Source organism: Kangsaoukella pontilimi, assembly GCF_009830125.1.
In the GTDB taxonomy this organism is placed as follows: Bacteria; Pseudomonadota; Alphaproteobacteria; order Rhodobacterales; family Rhodobacteraceae; genus Kangsaoukella; species Kangsaoukella pontilimi.
Genome location: NZ_WUPT01000001.1, coordinates 1,530,976 through 1,545,278, shown reverse-complemented (window position 1 = coordinate 1,545,278; position 14,303 = coordinate 1,530,976). Strand labels below are relative to the sequence as shown.

Annotated in this window: 20 protein-coding genes; 10 read left to right on the top strand and 10 right to left on the bottom strand. The window is 65.2% G+C overall.

The genetic code is table 11. The annotated features are described in order from the left end of the window. Window positions 1–10: 10 nt before the first annotated feature. The 5 genes from GQ651_RS07780 (at window position 11) to GQ651_RS07760 (ending at window position 3,919) form a co-directional block, all read left to right on the top strand. Window positions 11–382, top strand: a complete 372-nt coding sequence (locus GQ651_RS07780; RefSeq protein WP_160763605.1) for a nuclear transport factor 2 family protein — start codon at window positions 11–13, stop codon at window positions 380–382. 170 nt (window positions 383–552) lie between these two features. Then, window positions 553–1,176, top strand: a complete 624-nt coding sequence (locus tag GQ651_RS07775) for a HupA family protein (protein ID WP_160763604.1) — start codon at window positions 553–555, stop codon at window positions 1,174–1,176. A gap of 69 nt (window positions 1,177–1,245) precedes the next feature. After that, window positions 1,246–2,025: an SDR family oxidoreductase gene (locus tag GQ651_RS07770; RefSeq protein ID WP_160763603.1), complete on the top strand. Its 780-nt coding sequence runs from the start codon at window positions 1,246–1,248 to the stop codon at window positions 2,023–2,025. Between the two features lie 78 nt (window positions 2,026–2,103). Beyond that, on the top strand, window positions 2,104–2,730 hold the full coding sequence (locus GQ651_RS07765; protein WP_160763602.1) for a hypothetical protein: 627 nt from the start codon (window positions 2,104–2,106) through the stop codon (window positions 2,728–2,730). Between the two features lie 88 nt (window positions 2,731–2,818). Next, complete coding sequence (locus tag GQ651_RS07760) at window positions 2,819–3,919, top strand: ABC transporter ATP-binding protein (protein WP_319637354.1); 1,101 nt, start codon at window positions 2,819–2,821, stop codon at window positions 3,917–3,919. Between the two features lie 74 nt (window positions 3,920–3,993). Here the strand turns inward: GQ651_RS07760 and GQ651_RS07755 are convergent, their stop codons facing one another. Next, entirely contained in the window at window positions 3,994–4,680 is a 687-nt protein-coding gene (locus GQ651_RS07755) for a helix-turn-helix transcriptional regulator (protein WP_160763601.1), read from the bottom strand. Window positions 4,681–4,683: 3 nt separating this feature from the next. Continuing rightward, window positions 4,684–5,022 (bottom strand): hypothetical protein, encoded by a 339-nt coding sequence (locus tag GQ651_RS07750; protein WP_160763600.1) that lies wholly within the window; start codon window positions 5,020–5,022, stop codon window positions 4,684–4,686. A 179-nt stretch (window positions 5,023–5,201) separates the two neighbouring features. Between GQ651_RS07750 and GQ651_RS07745 the strand changes: the two genes are divergently transcribed. The 5 genes from GQ651_RS07745 (at window position 5,202) to GQ651_RS07725 (ending at window position 8,042) form a co-directional block, all read left to right on the top strand. Next, window positions 5,202–5,435: a twin-arginine translocase TatA/TatE family subunit gene (locus GQ651_RS07745; protein WP_160763599.1), complete on the top strand. Its 234-nt coding sequence runs from the start codon at window positions 5,202–5,204 to the stop codon at window positions 5,433–5,435. 24 nt (window positions 5,436–5,459) lie between these two features. Continuing rightward, entirely contained in the window at window positions 5,460–5,921 is a 462-nt protein-coding gene (gene tatB / locus GQ651_RS07740; RefSeq protein ID WP_160763598.1) for a Sec-independent protein translocase protein TatB, read from the top strand. After that, window positions 5,918–6,841 (top strand): twin-arginine translocase subunit TatC, encoded by a 924-nt coding sequence (tatC, locus tag GQ651_RS07735; protein WP_160763597.1) that lies wholly within the window; start codon window positions 5,918–5,920, stop codon window positions 6,839–6,841. The genes tatB and tatC overlap by 4 nt, the downstream gene beginning before the upstream one ends. Then, window positions 6,838–7,677: an ATP-binding protein gene (locus GQ651_RS07730; RefSeq protein ID WP_160763596.1), complete on the top strand. Its 840-nt coding sequence runs from the start codon at window positions 6,838–6,840 to the stop codon at window positions 7,675–7,677. The genes tatC and GQ651_RS07730 overlap by 4 nt, the downstream gene beginning before the upstream one ends. 158 nt (window positions 7,678–7,835) lie before the next feature. After that, window positions 7,836–8,042, top strand: coding sequence for a cold-shock protein (locus GQ651_RS07725; protein WP_160763595.1), 207 nt, complete (start codon window positions 7,836–7,838; stop codon window positions 8,040–8,042). 644 nt (window positions 8,043–8,686) lie between these two features. Here GQ651_RS07725 and GQ651_RS07720 read toward each other — a convergent pair. The 8 genes from GQ651_RS07720 to GQ651_RS07685 all read right to left on the bottom strand — a co-directional run bounded on the left by GQ651_RS07720 (window position 8,687) and on the right by GQ651_RS07685 (window position 14,285). Next, window positions 8,687–8,881, bottom strand: coding sequence for a hypothetical protein (locus GQ651_RS07720; RefSeq protein ID WP_160763594.1), 195 nt, complete (start codon window positions 8,879–8,881; stop codon window positions 8,687–8,689). A 245-nt stretch (window positions 8,882–9,126) separates the two neighbouring features. Further along, complete coding sequence (locus tag GQ651_RS07715) at window positions 9,127–10,254, bottom strand: LysM peptidoglycan-binding domain-containing protein (RefSeq protein WP_227257992.1); 1,128 nt, start codon at window positions 10,252–10,254, stop codon at window positions 9,127–9,129. Window positions 10,255–10,312: 58 nt separating this feature from the next. Further along, on the bottom strand, window positions 10,313–10,957 hold the full coding sequence (locus GQ651_RS07710; protein WP_160763593.1) for a protein-L-isoaspartate(D-aspartate) O-methyltransferase: 645 nt from the start codon (window positions 10,955–10,957) through the stop codon (window positions 10,313–10,315). After that, entirely contained in the window at window positions 10,954–11,739 is a 786-nt protein-coding gene (gene surE, locus GQ651_RS07705; protein ID WP_160763592.1) for a 5'/3'-nucleotidase SurE, read from the bottom strand. Before surE ends, GQ651_RS07710 begins: the two co-directional genes overlap by 4 nt. Before the next feature lie 110 nt (window positions 11,740–11,849). Beyond that, a complete protein-coding gene (locus tag GQ651_RS07700) occupies window positions 11,850–12,500 on the bottom strand; it encodes an SDR family NAD(P)-dependent oxidoreductase (RefSeq protein ID WP_160763591.1) in 651 nt (216 codons plus the stop codon). A 42-nt stretch (window positions 12,501–12,542) separates the two neighbouring features. Then, entirely contained in the window at window positions 12,543–13,112 is a 570-nt protein-coding gene (locus GQ651_RS07695) for a DUF2199 domain-containing protein (RefSeq protein ID WP_160763590.1), read from the bottom strand. 31 nt (window positions 13,113–13,143) lie between these two features. Continuing rightward, window positions 13,144–13,809, bottom strand: a complete 666-nt coding sequence (locus tag GQ651_RS07690; RefSeq protein ID WP_319637352.1) for an MIP/aquaporin family protein — start codon at window positions 13,807–13,809, stop codon at window positions 13,144–13,146. Further along, on the bottom strand, window positions 13,809–14,285 hold the full coding sequence (locus tag GQ651_RS07685) for an arsenate reductase ArsC (RefSeq protein ID WP_227257991.1): 477 nt from the start codon (window positions 14,283–14,285) through the stop codon (window positions 13,809–13,811). The genes GQ651_RS07690 and GQ651_RS07685 overlap by 1 nt, the downstream gene beginning before the upstream one ends. Window positions 14,286–14,303 lie beyond the last annotated feature (18 nt).

Sequence of the window (14,303 nt, the reverse complement as noted above, 5' to 3'; positions counted from 1 at the left end):
AGGAAACACCATGTCCGTTAAGGATATCGCCGAGAAACTCGTCCAGCACTGCAATACCGGCACCGAGGGAGAGGCGCTCAAGACGCTTTACGCCGATGATGCCGTCTCCATCGAACCCATGGCCCCCGAAGGCCAGTCGCCCGTCTCCGAAGGCCGCGCCGCGATCGAGGCCAAGCATGAGTGGTGGAACAACACGATGAAGGTGCACAGCGCCGAGCTGGAAGGCCCGTTCATCAACGGTAACAATTTCAGCCTGATTTTCGAGATCGACGCCGAGGACACGACGACCGGCCAGCGCTGGAAGGCGAAAGAGGTCGCGCTTTACGAGACGGACGGCGACAAGATCGTGCGCGAGAGCTTCTTCATGGCGCCGATGGGCTGAGCCTTGGGACAAGCGCCACGTGGACAGTCGCGGTGAAATCCCGCGATTGTCCGCCTATTCCGACCGTATGCACCGGCGGAAACAGCCATTTTCCGACAAATCGGATTTTCCCGCTTGAACCCGCGCGCTCGCAGGATACCCTCGCCACGGGTTTTAGTGGGGAGTTACCAATGTCCATTCGTTTTGTAATAACCGGCGCTGCGCTTCTGGCCCTGACCGCCTGCGGCGGCGGTGGTGATGGTGGGACAGGCGTCGATCTTGGTGCCGGACCGGCAGGTTTTGATGGTCTGATCGCCGAAACCGAGCGGCTTACCAGCTATTTTTCAAGTACTCCGACATCAACTTTGCCGACTAATGACACTGCCACCTACAACGGTGTGATCGTGATCGGTCAAGACTTGACGGCCGATGCTACGCCGGTATCGGCCACCGGTTACATCGGTCAGGTCGCGATAGCTGTGGATTTCGGGGCGTCGGATGCCAATCTCAGTGGTACAGCGAACAACTTTTTCTCGACCAACCTAAAGACGAATGGCGATCCGGATACACGGATAGCGGATCTTCCGGAAAATTCGGACAACGAATTGGCCTTTGTTGGATCGGGAATAACTGGCAACAACTTCGTATTCACCGCCGATGGCGCGCTTGAAGGTGTAACGGTCGATGGAGATATGGTGGGTGCGTTCGCCCTGAGCAGCGCAAGGGCGCTGATTGCGCGCGAAAACGGTACCGATTTCCTTGTGGGCGGAGATTCTTGGGACGCCCGTCTGGCGGCAGACGACAGGTCGCGCTAAAAACCACCATTTGAACATCCGCGTGTTACACGCTACCTCCCCCGGGTCACCACTCAGGGGAGGTTTTTCATGGATTTCGGTATCAAGGGCAAAAAGGCGCTGGTCTGCGCGTCGTCCAAGGGTCTTGGGCGCGGCTGCGCCGAGGCGCTGGCGGGTGAGGGGGTCAACCTTATCCTGAACGCGCGCGGCGATGAGGCGCTGCAGGCCACCGCGCAGCACATCCGCGTTACCTACGGGGTCGAGGTCACCGCCGTCGCCGCAGACATCACAACCGAAGAGGGCCAGGCCAAGGTGCTCGAGGTCGCGGGCGAGGTCGACATCCTCGTGACCAACGCGGGCGGCCCGCCTCCGGGCATGTGGACCGACTGGGACCGCGAAGACTTCATCAAGGCGCTCGACGCCAACATGCTGACGCCCATCGCGCTCATCAAGGCGCTGGTCCCCGGCATGATGGAGCGGGGCTGGGGCCGCGTGGTCAACATCACCTCGCAATCGGTGCGTGCGCCCATCGGTGTTCTCGGCCTGTCGAACGCGGCCCGCACCGGCCTGACCGGCTATGTCGCCGGCACCTCGCGGCAGGTGGCCGACAAGGGCGTGACGATCAACAACCTTCTGCCCGGCATTCACGATACCGACCGGGCCGTGTCGCTCGACACCGGCGTGTCGAACAAGGAAGGCATCTCGTTCGAAGAGGCCCGGAAAAAGCGCGAGGCGTCGATCCCCGTGCGCCGCTACGGCACGCAAGAGGAATTCGGCGCGACCTGCGCATTCCTCTGCTCGGTTCACGCCGGCTTCATCGTTGGCCAGAACCTCCTCCATGACGGCGGCGGCACCAACATCACGATGTAGGGCATCTGCCCAATTCACCGGACCCGAATCCCCCGTTTGAATGGGCGTGGATCAGGGACCGGTGAATTGGGAGAAATGATGAAATACGTCGTAATTGCAGGAGTTTGTGTTGCGCTTTCCGGGTGTGGTTGGTTTGACGGAGGCGGCGAGGACAGCGGTGGAGGCGGCACCACGCCACCCGTGTCCAGCGGTCCGACGCCGGCAGAGTTTGCCGCCCTCGGCGACGAATATGCCGACGTCTACGAGAGTACGCGCGGTCTCACGCTCAGCTCCAGCCTGCCCGGCAGCGGTACGCCCACCTATACCGGCGTCATGTATATCGTCGACGATTTCGGTGTCTCCACCGAGGGCATGCTCGGCAGCCTGACGGTTGCTGTCGATTTCGCCAACACCACGGTCGACGGCACGGCCAACGGTTTTTACGCGGGCACGATCGACAGCTCCGGCACCATCGCGGGCGAGGGCCGCGCGGTCGATGGCGAGATCACGTTTCTTTCCTCTGCGGCGGTGGGCGGCGGGACGTTCTTCGCGCCGCTCGACGGGGCGCTCGAGATCGACGAGGACGGCGTTGTCCGGGACATCACCGGCGGTGACATCGAGCTCTTCTTCCTCGACAACCCCACCACGGCGCTTCGGGGGGGCAGCACCGACATCACATTCGACGGCTCCGCGACCTCGCCCAACGCGATCGTCTACGCCGACTGAGGCCCTTTGATGCTTGCCTGACCGGGCGGGCGTTGTTATTCCGCCTCAATTCCGACTGCTTCGGTCGGAATTGGGGACGAGGCACGCCGTGAGCACGACAGCCAAAGGCTTGGTGGTCGAAGGACTGACCCGCCGGTTCGGCGGGCGGAACGTCGTGCATGACGTCTCGCTTAATGTCGCGCCGGGGCAGGTGACCTGCCTTCTTGGGCCTTCGGGCTGCGGCAAGTCCACGACGCTCCGCCTTGTCGCGGGCGTCGACCGGCAGGACCGGGGGCGCATCCTTCTTGACGGCACCGTCCTGTCCGACGACAGCATCCACCTGCCGCCCGAGGCGCGCCATATCGGCCTGATGTTCCAGGATTTCGCGCTTTTCCCGCATCTCTCGGTCATCGACAACGTGGCCTTCGGCCTTTCGGGCGCCAAGGCCGCCAAGCGCAAGCGGGCCGAGGAGATGCTGGAAAAGGTGCACCTTGCGGGCTTCGGCAGCGCCTATCCCCACGAGTTGTCGGGCGGCGAGCAGCAGCGCGTGGCGCTCGCCCGCGCCATCGCGCCGCGGCCCCGCGTGATGCTGATGGACGAGCCGTTCTCGGGCCTCGACAACCGGCTGCGCGACGGTATCCGGGACGAGACGCTGGACATCCTCAAGGCCGAGAACACAGCCGTTCTTCTGGTCACCCACGAGCCGGACGAGGCGATGCGCATGGCCGACGAGATCGCGCTGATGCGCGAAGGCGAAATCGTGCAGCGGGGCGCACCCTATAACGTCTACAATGCCCCCGTCGACCGGCGTGCGGCGGCGTTCTTCAGCGATATCAACGTGATCCGGGGCACGGTGCGCGGCGCACTGACAGACACGCCCTTCGGCGTCTTCCTCGCTCCCGGCGTGCCGGACGGCACCGAGGTCGAGATCGTGATCCGCCCCCAGCACATCCGTATCGACTTCGACCGCGACGGGCGCGGCCCCAACCCCACACCCGAGGACGGCGTGCCCGCGCGCGGCACCGTGATCCGCTCGCGCTACATGGGTCGGGAAAGCCTGGTCGAGTTTCTGATGGACCATGACGGCTCGGTCCTGAAGGCGACGGTGCCATCCGTCTTCCTGCCGAAACCCGGCACCGCGCTCTGGCTGATGATCCGGCGGGGGCGGTGCTTCGTGTTTCCCGTGATGAAGACGGCTGCGGCCGAATAGATTGGCCGCGGTGGGCGAGGGGGACGCTGTCCCCCTCGCGCTCCCCCTTGAGTATTTTTACCAAGAAGAAGGGATCAGGCGGGCGGCGCGTCCACAGTGGCAAAGTAATCCGCTAGCGTCTTGCCCGGCTCCTCGTCGAAACTCTCGGGGCGGATGTCCAGCGTCTGAATGCGGTCCACGCGGAACACGCGAAAGGCGTCGCGCAGCTCGCACCACGCGGTAAGCGTCCAGACCCGGCCCCAGTACTCCATCTGAAGCGGACGGACGGTGCGGGTCGTCTCGGCTCCGTCAAGTGCCAGATACCCCAGGTCGATCTTGCGGCGGCTCCTGATCGCGGCCCGGATCGGCGCCATGTGGACAAAGCCCCGCGCGGCCTCGGCGAAAGGGTAGACAGCAAAGCCCCAGCCATTGGCGGGCGCGGTCCGGTCCTCGGGCAGGACGGCGTCGATCTTGGACGCAAGGCTGAGGGCGGCGCGGCGCATGTCTTCGTCGGCGGCCTTTTCGACGACCGAAAGCCCCAGATGCAGCGCCTCCAGTTCGGCCAGGGTCAGGTTCAGGGGCGGCAGCGTGATCGGCGCGGTCATCATATAGCCCAGCCCACGTTCGCCCTCGACGGGGATGCCGCTCGCGACCAGCGTATCCATGTCACGGTAAAGCGTGCGGAGCGACACGCCGAGCCGCTCCGCCAGATCCTTGCCGCGATGCAGCCGGCCGTCTCTCAGCACCTGGATCAGTTCAAAGAGGCGGTCGGTGCGGCGCATCGGTCAGTCCATCCGCCAGCGGATGGGCGCGTGCCGCATGGTGACCGTACCGGGGTCGATCATCGCGCCGAAAGGGGCGAAGTCGGGATGGCTCATCACCGCCTCGGCGGCGGCCATGGCGGCCTCTATCGAGGTCCATTCGACGACATCCGTCCAAAGCCCGTCGGCGTCCCGGACAAGGGCGCGGCGGACAAGGCTGCCGCGCTCTCGAAGCAGTGCTTCGGTTCCGGCGGCGGCGGTCAGGAAGGCGGCCTCATCGGTGCCGTCCAAAAGGCGGAAGGTCACGATTTCCAGGACCGGGCCGGCGCCCTCGGCGGTGATGGTGGCAGGTTGTGTGGACATAGGTGTCTCCTTGATTCGGGTTTCGAGGCTTTCCGACTACAGCACCCCAACTGCCATTGACCTGTCAGTTGTATTCCCGGACCCCGCAAAAAACCAGACCCGAGCCGCGCCCATGCGTTTGCCGCTTTTCCTCGCCCGGAGGGCTGCCTAAATACGGTCCGAAATCAGGGAGATGATCCATGCTCAACAATATCGGCCTTCCCGGCCTTCTTCTGATCGCAATCGTCGTTCTGGTCCTTTTCGGACGCGGCAAGATCTCGTCGCTCATGGGCGAGGTCGGCAAGGGCATCACCGCCTTCAAGAAGGGCGTCGACGAGGGCAAGAAAGAGATCTCGGACGAAGAGAACGCTTCGGCCTCTGCCCGTGACGTGACGCCGGCGGAAGAGACGACCGAGACCAAGGACAAGGTCTAAGGCCCCCCAAGGGAGACAGACCCAATGTTCGACCTCGGTTGGAGCGAGCTTCTCGTCATCGGCATCGTGGCGCTGATCGTGGTGGGTCCCAAGGACCTGCCCGGCATGTTCCGTGCGCTTGGGAAATTCACGGCCAAGCTCCGGCGCATGGCGCGCGAGTTTCAGCGCGCCATGGAGGATGCCGCCGATGAGGCCGGGGTCAAGGATGCCGCCAAGGATTTCCGCAACATGACCAACCCGTCCAAGATGGGCATGGACTCGCTGAAAGAAGCGGCGGACGACCTGAAGAACTACGACCCGGACAAGCCGTCCAAACCGCGCGGCCCCGAGACATCCAAGCTGACCGAGGAGCGGGCCGAGGCCGCCCGCAAGATCCGCGAATATTCCACCAAGAAGACGCAGGAACGGCTGGACCGCGAAGCGGCTGAGGCTGCCGAAGCCAGCGCGGAACCCGAGACGCCCCCCGCCACCGAGGACAAGGCATGAGCGCCCGCGAAGACGATATCGACGACAGCTCTGCCCCCCTGATCGAGCATCTGGCCGAGCTTCGCACACGCCTGATCCGCTCGGTCATCGCGCTTCTGATCGGCATCGTGCTGGCCTTTACCGTGGCCGAGCCGATCCTTCAGTTCCTTCTGGGCCCGATCGAGGCGACGCTGCGTGATCTGGGCGATCCGGCGCCGACGCTGCAATATACAAGCCCGCAGGAATACCTTTTCACGCTCTTCCGCATCTCGATGGTCTTCGGCTTCGGCCTGGCCTTCCCAGTGATCGCGCACCAGCTCTGGCGATTTGTCGCGCCGGGCCTCTACCGGTCCGAGAAATCGGCCTTTCTGCCGTTCATCATCGCCTCGCCGGTGATGTTCCTTCTCGGCGCCTCCTTCGCGCATTTCGTGGTGACGCCGCTCGCCATGGCCTTCTTCCTGGGCTTCGCGGACGTCTCGTCGATCTTCGCGAACCTTCTGTCCGGCACCGTTGACGAGCTTCCGCCCGATGCCGCCGTGGTGCCGGAAACGGCGGACGGCATCCGCATCACCTTCTTCGGCAAGGTCAACGAGTCGCTGGATATTTCGCTCAAGTTCATCATGGCCTTCGGGCTTTGCTTCCAGCTTCCGGTGCTGCTGACGCTGATGGGGAAGGCGGGCCTCGTGTCGTCCAAAGGGCTGGGACAGGTCCGGAAATACGCGGTGGTGGGCATTCTGGTCCTCGCCGCGCTCGTCACGCCGCCTGACGTCATCACGCAGGTGATCCTCTTCACCGTGGTCTACGGGCTTTACGAGATCTCCATCCAACTCGTGAAACGGGTCGAGGCCGCGCGTCTCCGCCGTCTCCGCGAGGAGGGCGTCCTTGACGAGGACGAAGACCTTTGGGGCGAGGATGACGACGACGAGGACGCCAAGGCGTGACGGATGAGGCACTGACCCGCATCGCCGCCGCGTTGGAGCGGATGGCGCCCGCGCCGCTGGCGGCCCCCGATTTCGACGAGGCCGACGCCTATGTCTGGCATACCAACCCAGACCGGCTTGACCCTGTCGCCCGCGTCAACCGGGTGGAGATCGGGCTTCTGGTGGGCATCGACCGGTCCCGCGACACGCTTCTGGAGAACACGCGCCAGTTCGCGCGGGGTCTTCCCGCCAATAATGCGCTTCTCTGGGGATCGCGGGGCATGGGAAAATCCAGCCTCGTAAAGGCCGCCCATGCCCAGGTGCTGTCCGAGGGGCTCAGGCTCAAGATCGTCGAGATCCAGCGCGAGGACCTGCCGAGCGTCGGGCGGCTTCTCAACCACCTCCGCGCCACCGATCACCGCTTTCTCTTGTTCTGCGACGACCTGTCGTTCAGCCATGACGACCAGCATTACAAATCGCTGAAAGCGGTGCTGGACGGCGGGATCGAGGGGCGGCCGGACAACGTGCTGTTCTACGCCACGTCCAACCGACGCCACCTGATGCCGCGCGACATGATCGAGAACGAGCGGTCGTCCGCCATCAACCCGTCCGAGGCGGTCGAGGAAAAGGTATCGCTCTCCGACCGGTTCGGTCTGTGGCTGGGTTTCCACCCCTGCACGCAGGACGAATATCTGTCGATGATCAGAGGGTATTGCGATGCCCATGGCGTCGAGATCGACGACGAAACGCTCCGCGCCGAGGCCATCGAATGGCAGGCAACCCGTGGCGCGCGTTCGGGGCGTGTGGCGTGGCAATATTTCACCGATCTTGCGGGACGAAAGGGCGTAGCGCTTTGAATTTCCTTTGACGCAAGCCCCCGAACCTGTCATACGCCCGCTCGCTAAGTTACTCTTTCGACCCCTGACTCCTTTATGGCGCCAAGGCACTCGATCGCCCTGACGACGCCAAGCTGCCACATGTCGTGGGCAGTGAACTATCTAAAGGAGACACGGATATGGCCAATGGCACCGTGAAATGGTTCAACACCACCAAAGGTTACGGCTTCATCGCCCCTGAATCGGGCGGCCGTGACGTTTTCGTTCACATCTCGGCTGTCGAGCGTTCGGGCCTGACCGGCCTCGCCGACAACCAGAAGGTCACCTTCGACCTCGAAACCGGCCGCGACGGCCGCGAAAGCGCCACGAACATCTCGCTGGCCTGATCGACCGTACGGTTGATTGACGAAAAATGAACGCGGGGCGGAGATGATCCGCCCCGAACGTTCATTCGGGGACGGGGTAGCGCCCGACCCGGCACAAAACCGGTTCCATCGGGCCTGACATGCCCTGTCCGACCGGCCGAATTCAGGACATACCGGGACCGCTTTTGCAGCGGCGCCGTTGCTTCCCTCAGGAATTCAAAACCATTCGAGACACCGCCGACACGGCACCGCGCCCTCGATCCGAAGGCGGCGGCGGCATCGGCGTGCCGCTACGGGCCGTCGTTGGCAATCGGTGCCGTTGTCAGGTCCGACGCGAACAGACGGACAAGCTCGCTCTTGCGGGCGCGCTCTCGCGGTCGATGGGACGGCAAGTCCTGCGGTGTGGCCCTGGCCATCTCGCGAGCGGATACTTCCACGATCGGCGGACGAGTGGTGTCATTGGCGGCCGTTTGGCGCCATGAAATCATTTTCCGGATCAATACTTTGCTCCAATGTCTTTTGCGACGCGTCAGTCTCTTGGCGTCTTGGTCCGATCCGCATCGCTCCGGCTCGATCGTTGGATTTCTATGATGCGGTACGGCGCCACCAAAGTGACGACCAGTACGGCCAGGAAGTACGTCAGCACATGTTCCGACATCGCCTTCTCACGAAACACTATGTGAAAGCTGACGTGACTGGCTGATCCGGCTGCGGCGATAGGCGCGCACCACGTCCAGTTGATCATGCGGTGGATTGGGGTCCGGGCAGACCGGCTGCCAGCCGGTGTCGTCCTGGCGCATCACGGACATGCGATGGCGGATGGATCCCAGAAGCCCTGGTTGTTTGGTGGTCATACTCATACCCTCTCACTCGAAACACATACGGTTATTGCAATCATATTTGTTTAAATTTGGGCGGAATTTTCAACGCTGCTCTCCTTGAGGTGGAGTATCTCGTTAAATCAGAGGGTTATACTATTTCATGACGCAACGTCACGAGCGCCGATCTCTGTTCAGAAACCGTTAACACTGGCGCGAATCGGGCGCCTGCCTGGGTGAATACGGGCGTGGCGTCCCGCCACGAACACGGGCGGGACGGAAAGGCGTCACCGCAGGTAGGGCTCGGGATCGACACTTTCGAAGCCCTCGCGCACTTCGAAATGCAGGAAGGACGGGCTGCCCTCGCGGACCTCGGCGATCTTCTGGCCCCGGCGGACGCTGTCGCCCTTTTCCACGCCCACATTGGCGACGCCCGCATAGACCGTCAGGATGTTGTTCTCGTGGCGGATGACGAGGATCGGCACCTGATCCGTATCGCGGGTGATCGCAGCGACGGTGCCCGCGTCGGCGGCTACCACGGCAGTACCGGCCGGGGCCGAAATGCCGATCCCCTCGTTCCGCCCCTTCTCGAAGGCGCGGATGATGGGGCCTTGGACCGGCATCCTCAGCCGCGAGGTGTCCGAGGCCGCCGATTGCGTGCTGGCCGTCGGTTGCGGCGCGGGCGCCGGGGTTGGGGCGGCGGCAACGGGTGTCTCGTCGACCGCCGGCAGCGGCGCTGAGGCCGAGGGCGGCACAGGCGTGGCACTGCCCGCACCGGGGCGCGCGACGGGGACGGGGGCGATGGTCGCGACCTCGACCGGTTCGCTCCGCGTCGGGATCAGAAGCGTCTGCCCGTCGCGCAGCGCCAGGTCCGAGCCCAGCCCGTTCCATTCCGCCAGCGCCGAGACCGGCACGCCATAGGTGCGCGCGATCGAGAAGGCGGTCTCGCCCGGCTGGACCGTGTGCCGGATCGGCTGCGTGGCCGAGCCGTTTTCCGCACGCTCGATGGCCGAGCCCGCGATGGTCGCCACATCCACCGTGCCGCCGGGGCCGACAGGCGCGATGCCCGGCGTGACGGCGCCCTGCGGCAGGATGACGACCGCGCCAGATCTCAGCGCCACGTTCTGCGGCAGCGCGTTGATCCGGGCCAGCTCGTCCGCCGAAACGCCAAGGCGGGCCGCAATGGTGCCGACCGTGTCGCCGGGCCGTGCCACGGCCACCTGATAGTCGGGATAGGTCAGCACGCCGCGCGCGTCCGGCTGCGGCGCGGGTGAGGTCAGCCCGCCCGTCGGCTGGAAACGGTCATTCCCGTTTCCGCGCATATCCATGTCGAAATCGCCCAGCCCGTTACAGGCTGTCAGCATCAGAAGCGCCGCCACCGCCACGCCGCTCTTCGCACTCATCATGTTCGCCATCGCTCAATCCTCAATCCGGAGGGACCCGTCTGTCGGGGTCCTCACCCTGAAAAATCCTTCAGTCCTGTCCCATCCCCTCGACAAGGGGGACGAAGCGGACCGGTCGAAGCTCGTCATAGTCGTAGCCCGTCTCGGTGCGCGTCACCTTGATCAGGTGCTGCACCGCGTCCGACTGCCCGACCGGCACCACCATGATACCGCCAGTTTTCAACTCTGCCAACAAGGGGCCGGGCGGGTCTTCGGCGGCGGCGGTCACCAGAATGCGGTCGAAGGGCGCCTGTTCGGGCAGGCCGCGCGATCCGTCGGCGGCAAAGGCGGTGATATTGGTCAGGCCAAGCGCGTCGAACCCCGCCTGCGCCTCGGCCACGAGGCGGCGGTGACGGTCGACCGTATAGACCCGGCGCGCCAGCTGGCTGAGAACGGCGGCCTGATATCCCGAGCCGGTGCCGACCTCGAGCACCTTGTGCCGCGGCTGCACGTCCAGCGCCTGTGTCATCAGACCCACGACCGAGGGCTGGCTGATGGTCTGGCCGCAGGCGATAGGCAGCGGCATGTCCTCATAGGCGCGTTCCGCGAAGAGCCCCTTCACGAAGACGCCCCGGTCGATCTTTTCCATCGCTTCCAGCACGCGCTTGTCCGTCACGCCCCGTTGCCGGAGCGCGAAGAGAAACGCCATCTGGCGCTCGGCATGATCCGCGGTCATTCCAGCCGGTCCTTCAGAGTCTGGATCGTGTCGTGGGCTGTCAGGTCGGCGCGGAGGGGCGTGACCGAGACATAGCCGTCGAGGTTCGCCGCCGCGTCGGTGCCGGGGGCGGTCGGTACGTGCTGCGGCCCGCCCTTGACCCAGAGGAACATGCGCCCCGAGGGCGAGACATGCGGCTCGACCCCGAAGGAGGTGTCGTCGCGCCAGCCCTGAGTGGTGACCTTCAGCCCCTTCACATCCGCCGCAGGCACGGGCGGGAAATTGACGTTGTAAAAGACGCGGTACGCCTCGCCGTCCCAGATGCCGTGGCGGAGAAGCCGCCGCACCGTGTCGACGCCGTGCTTGGCGGCTGCCTCGAACGGGTTGTCGAGACCCGCATTCTCGGGTCCGTAGAACTGGCTGAGGGCGATGGCCGGCAGCCCCTGAAGCGCCGCTTCCATCGCGCCGCCAAGGGTGCCGGAATACAGCACGTTCTCGGCGGCGTTGTTGCCCCGGTTGACGCCCGACAGCACAAGGTCGGGGGGCGCGTCCTTCATCACCTGATAGAGCCCCGCCAGCACACAGTCGGCGGGCGAGCCCTCGGCGGCGAAACGCCGTTCCTCGAGCTGGATCAGCATCGTCGGGTGAGTGTAGCTGATGCAGTGGCCCACGCCCGACTGCTCGAAGGCTGGTGCCACGGTCCAGACCTCGCCATCCTCGCCCGCGATCTCGCTGGCGATGGCGTGAAGCACCTTCAGACCGGGTGCGTTGATCCCGTCGTCATTGGTGATGAGAATACGCACGCGTGCTGCCCCTTCTGCCCTTGGTTCTGATTAGAACATCCGCGCGGGGGATTGAATCCCAAATTCACCGGGTTTCTGCGGGAATGAGACGGTGACGGGCGCCGCGCGCGTCAGAGAGCCGAGACGATCCGCTCGGCCACATCCGCCGGTGCGGCCAGAACCGAGCGGTCCTCGCCGGGAAAGAAGCGCGCGCGGACGGCGGTGGGCATCGGGTCGGGCGTCGCGATGACGACGCGGGGGCCGGTGCGCTCGGTCTCGGCCTGCCAGCTTCGTGCCAGCGCGATCTGCGCGGCCTTGGTCGCGCCGTAGCCGCCGAAGAACTTCTGACCGGCACGCAGGTCGTCCATGAAGACCGCCGTCGCACCTTCGCGGTTCAGAAGCGGCGCCACCATGCGGATCAGCGTGGCCGTGGCCGTCACGTTGATATCGACCGATTTCGACAGGTCCTTGGCGGCAAGGTGATCGGCCGGCGAGAGCGGGGCGGCGTGGATTGCGGTATGGACCCAGAGGTCGATCCCGCCCCAACGGTCGAAGACCGAGCGGCAAAGCTGCGCCATCGCGCCTTCGACGGTGACGTCCATGGGCGCCAGCGTGGCTGAGCCGCCCTTGGCCTTAATACGGTCGTCCAGTTCTTCCAGCGCGCCCACCGTCTTGGCGACGGCAACGATGTGATGCTCGGGCGCCAGCGCCTCGGCCATGGCGGCGCCCAGGCCGCGCGATGCGCCGGTGATCAGCGCGATTTTCTGTGTCGTCTCGGTCATGGTGCCCGCGATGTGCGCCGCGCGCGCCCAAAGGTCAAGCGTTCAGCCGTCCAGAAGGTGCGGCCGGATGTCCTGACCGGCGGCGGCGTAGATGTCGAGCAACTGGTCGAAGGTGATGCCCTCTTCCTGAAGACGCGCGAGGTCGTGGCTACCATCGTGAACCTCAAGCACCGGCCGCTGGCCGGCTGCTCCGGGGACGAGGTTGCAGGGCAACCAGTCGTCGAACTCGAAACCGGGCAACTTGTTCATGAGCCAGGCGAAGCTGCCCTCGAACGGCGCGCCGCCCAGGCTCGCCTCGATATAACGGTCGTAGTTGGCCGGGTTCACGCTGCCCCATGGCCCGAAGGCGAACACCTTGTCGCTGCCCCTGATCGGCAGGGGCAGGACGGCGCGGATGAACCGGTGCTGCCCCCAGGAACAGTAATCCGCCGTCAGCCCGTCTTCGCCGACCTGCAGCACGTCCTCACCGCTGGCCGAACGATTGCCGTGGGGCCAGGGATCGGGATGGTCATAGCCGATGTCGAAGACGCCGTCGAAGCGGCGTCCGCAGCAGGGGCAGGGGCGGCTGGTGTCGTTGAACCGCCGCCAGCGGGGATCGTCGTTCAGGTCCATGGCCACTTGATGGGGCGGGGACGCGCCCCGGTCAAGCGCTCCGCTTGGCCCAGAGCCAGCCTGCCACCCAGACGGCCAGCGCCGCGCCAAGGCATTCCGCCACGATGAACCCCGGCAGGTCGCCCGGACGAATGCCCGAGAAGGTGTCGGTCAGCGCGCGCGCAATGGCAACAGCGGGGTTGGCGAAGGATGTCGAGGCGGTGAACCAGTAGGCCGCCGTGATATAGAGCCCCACCAGCCACGGCACGGCATTGGCGCGCGTGGCCAGCCCGCCAAGGATGATCGCCATCAGCCCGAAGGCGGCCACCAGTTCCGAGAACCACTGTGCCGGCCCCGTCCGCATCGTGGCCGAGGCCTGTAGCATCGGCATCTCGAACATCAGATGCGCCGCGAAGGTGCCAAGGATGCCGCCGGCCACCTGCGCCGCCACATAGGGCGCCAGTTCGCGCCAGGGCAGAGCGCGCGTCAGCGCGAACCCCAGCGAGACCGCAGGGTTGAAATGCGCGCCCGACAGCGGCCCAAGTACCGTAATCAGCACGACAAGGATCGCCCCCGTCGGGATCGTGTTCCCCAGAAGCGACAGCGCCACGTCCTCGGTCAGCGTGTCCGCCATGATGCCCGAGCCGACGACCGTGGCCACAAGGAAAAAGGTGCCAAGCGCCTCGGCAGCAAGGCGGCGGGGAAGGTCGGTCTGCATCAGGCGGTCTCGGTATGTATTCGGGAAAGCGCGGTTTTTCGCTCGGCCGGGGTCATGTCTTCAAGGGGCAGAGCCAGCATCGCCTCGACGCGGGACTTGAGCGCGGCGAACGCCTCGGCAAAGGCGCGCGGCTCGTCCTGGGCGCCCGCCGGGTCCGGCAGACCCCAATGCACCGTCACCGGCGCGCCCGCCCAGTAGGGACAGGTCTCGCCCGCCGCGCTGTCGCAGACGGTTATGACGATGTCGAGCCGGGGCGCATCGTCGCCCGAGAACTCGTCCCAGCTTTTCGAGCGGAACCCTTCGGCCGCGATCCCCTCGGCGCGAAGCCGTGCCAGCGCTTCGGGGTGCGGCTGACCCTTGGGATGCGAGCCTGCGGAATGCGCGGCGACGCGTCCGGCGCCGAGCGCGCCGATCAGGGCCTCGCCCAGGATCGAGCGCGCGGAATTCCCCGTGCAGAGAACCAGAATATTCAGCATTGCCCGACGCGCGCCCCC

Coding starts and splice junctions, on each gene's coding strand:
- GQ651_RS07780 (WP_160763605.1), top strand. CDS start 11: ATGTCCGTTAAGGATATCGCCGAGAAACTCGTCCAGCACTGCAATACC.
- GQ651_RS07775 (WP_160763604.1), top strand. CDS start 553: ATGTCCATTCGTTTTGTAATAACCGGCGCTGCGCTTCTGGCCCTGACC.
- GQ651_RS07770 (WP_160763603.1), top strand. CDS start 1,246: ATGGATTTCGGTATCAAGGGCAAAAAGGCGCTGGTCTGCGCGTCGTCC.
- GQ651_RS07765 (WP_160763602.1), top strand. CDS start 2,104: ATGAAATACGTCGTAATTGCAGGAGTTTGTGTTGCGCTTTCCGGGTGT.
- GQ651_RS07755 (WP_160763601.1), bottom strand. CDS start 4,680: ATGCGCCGCACCGACCGCCTCTTTGAACTGATCCAGGTGCTGAGAGAC.
- GQ651_RS07750 (WP_160763600.1), bottom strand. CDS start 5,022: ATGTCCACACAACCTGCCACCATCACCGCCGAGGGCGCCGGCCCGGTC.
- GQ651_RS07745 (WP_160763599.1), top strand. CDS start 5,202: ATGCTCAACAATATCGGCCTTCCCGGCCTTCTTCTGATCGCAATCGTC.
- tatB (WP_160763598.1), top strand. CDS start 5,460: ATGTTCGACCTCGGTTGGAGCGAGCTTCTCGTCATCGGCATCGTGGCG.
- tatC (WP_160763597.1), top strand. CDS start 5,918: ATGAGCGCCCGCGAAGACGATATCGACGACAGCTCTGCCCCCCTGATC.
- GQ651_RS07725 (WP_160763595.1), top strand. CDS start 7,836: ATGGCCAATGGCACCGTGAAATGGTTCAACACCACCAAAGGTTACGGC.
- GQ651_RS07720 (WP_160763594.1), bottom strand. CDS start 8,881: ATGAGTATGACCACCAAACAACCAGGGCTTCTGGGATCCATCCGCCAT.
- GQ651_RS07715 (WP_227257992.1), bottom strand. CDS start 10,254: ATGGCGAACATGATGAGTGCGAAGAGCGGCGTGGCGGTGGCGGCGCTT.
- GQ651_RS07710 (WP_160763593.1), bottom strand. CDS start 10,957: ATGACCGCGGATCATGCCGAGCGCCAGATGGCGTTTCTCTTCGCGCTC.
- GQ651_RS07700 (WP_160763591.1), bottom strand. CDS start 12,500: ATGACCGAGACGACACAGAAAATCGCGCTGATCACCGGCGCATCGCGC.
- GQ651_RS07695 (WP_160763590.1), bottom strand. CDS start 13,112: ATGGACCTGAACGACGATCCCCGCTGGCGGCGGTTCAACGACACCAGC.
- GQ651_RS07690 (WP_319637352.1), bottom strand. CDS start 13,809: ATGCAGACCGACCTTCCCCGCCGCCTTGCTGCCGAGGCGCTTGGCACC.
- GQ651_RS07685 (WP_227257991.1), bottom strand. CDS start 14,285: ATGCTGAATATTCTGGTTCTCTGCACGGGGAATTCCGCGCGCTCGATC.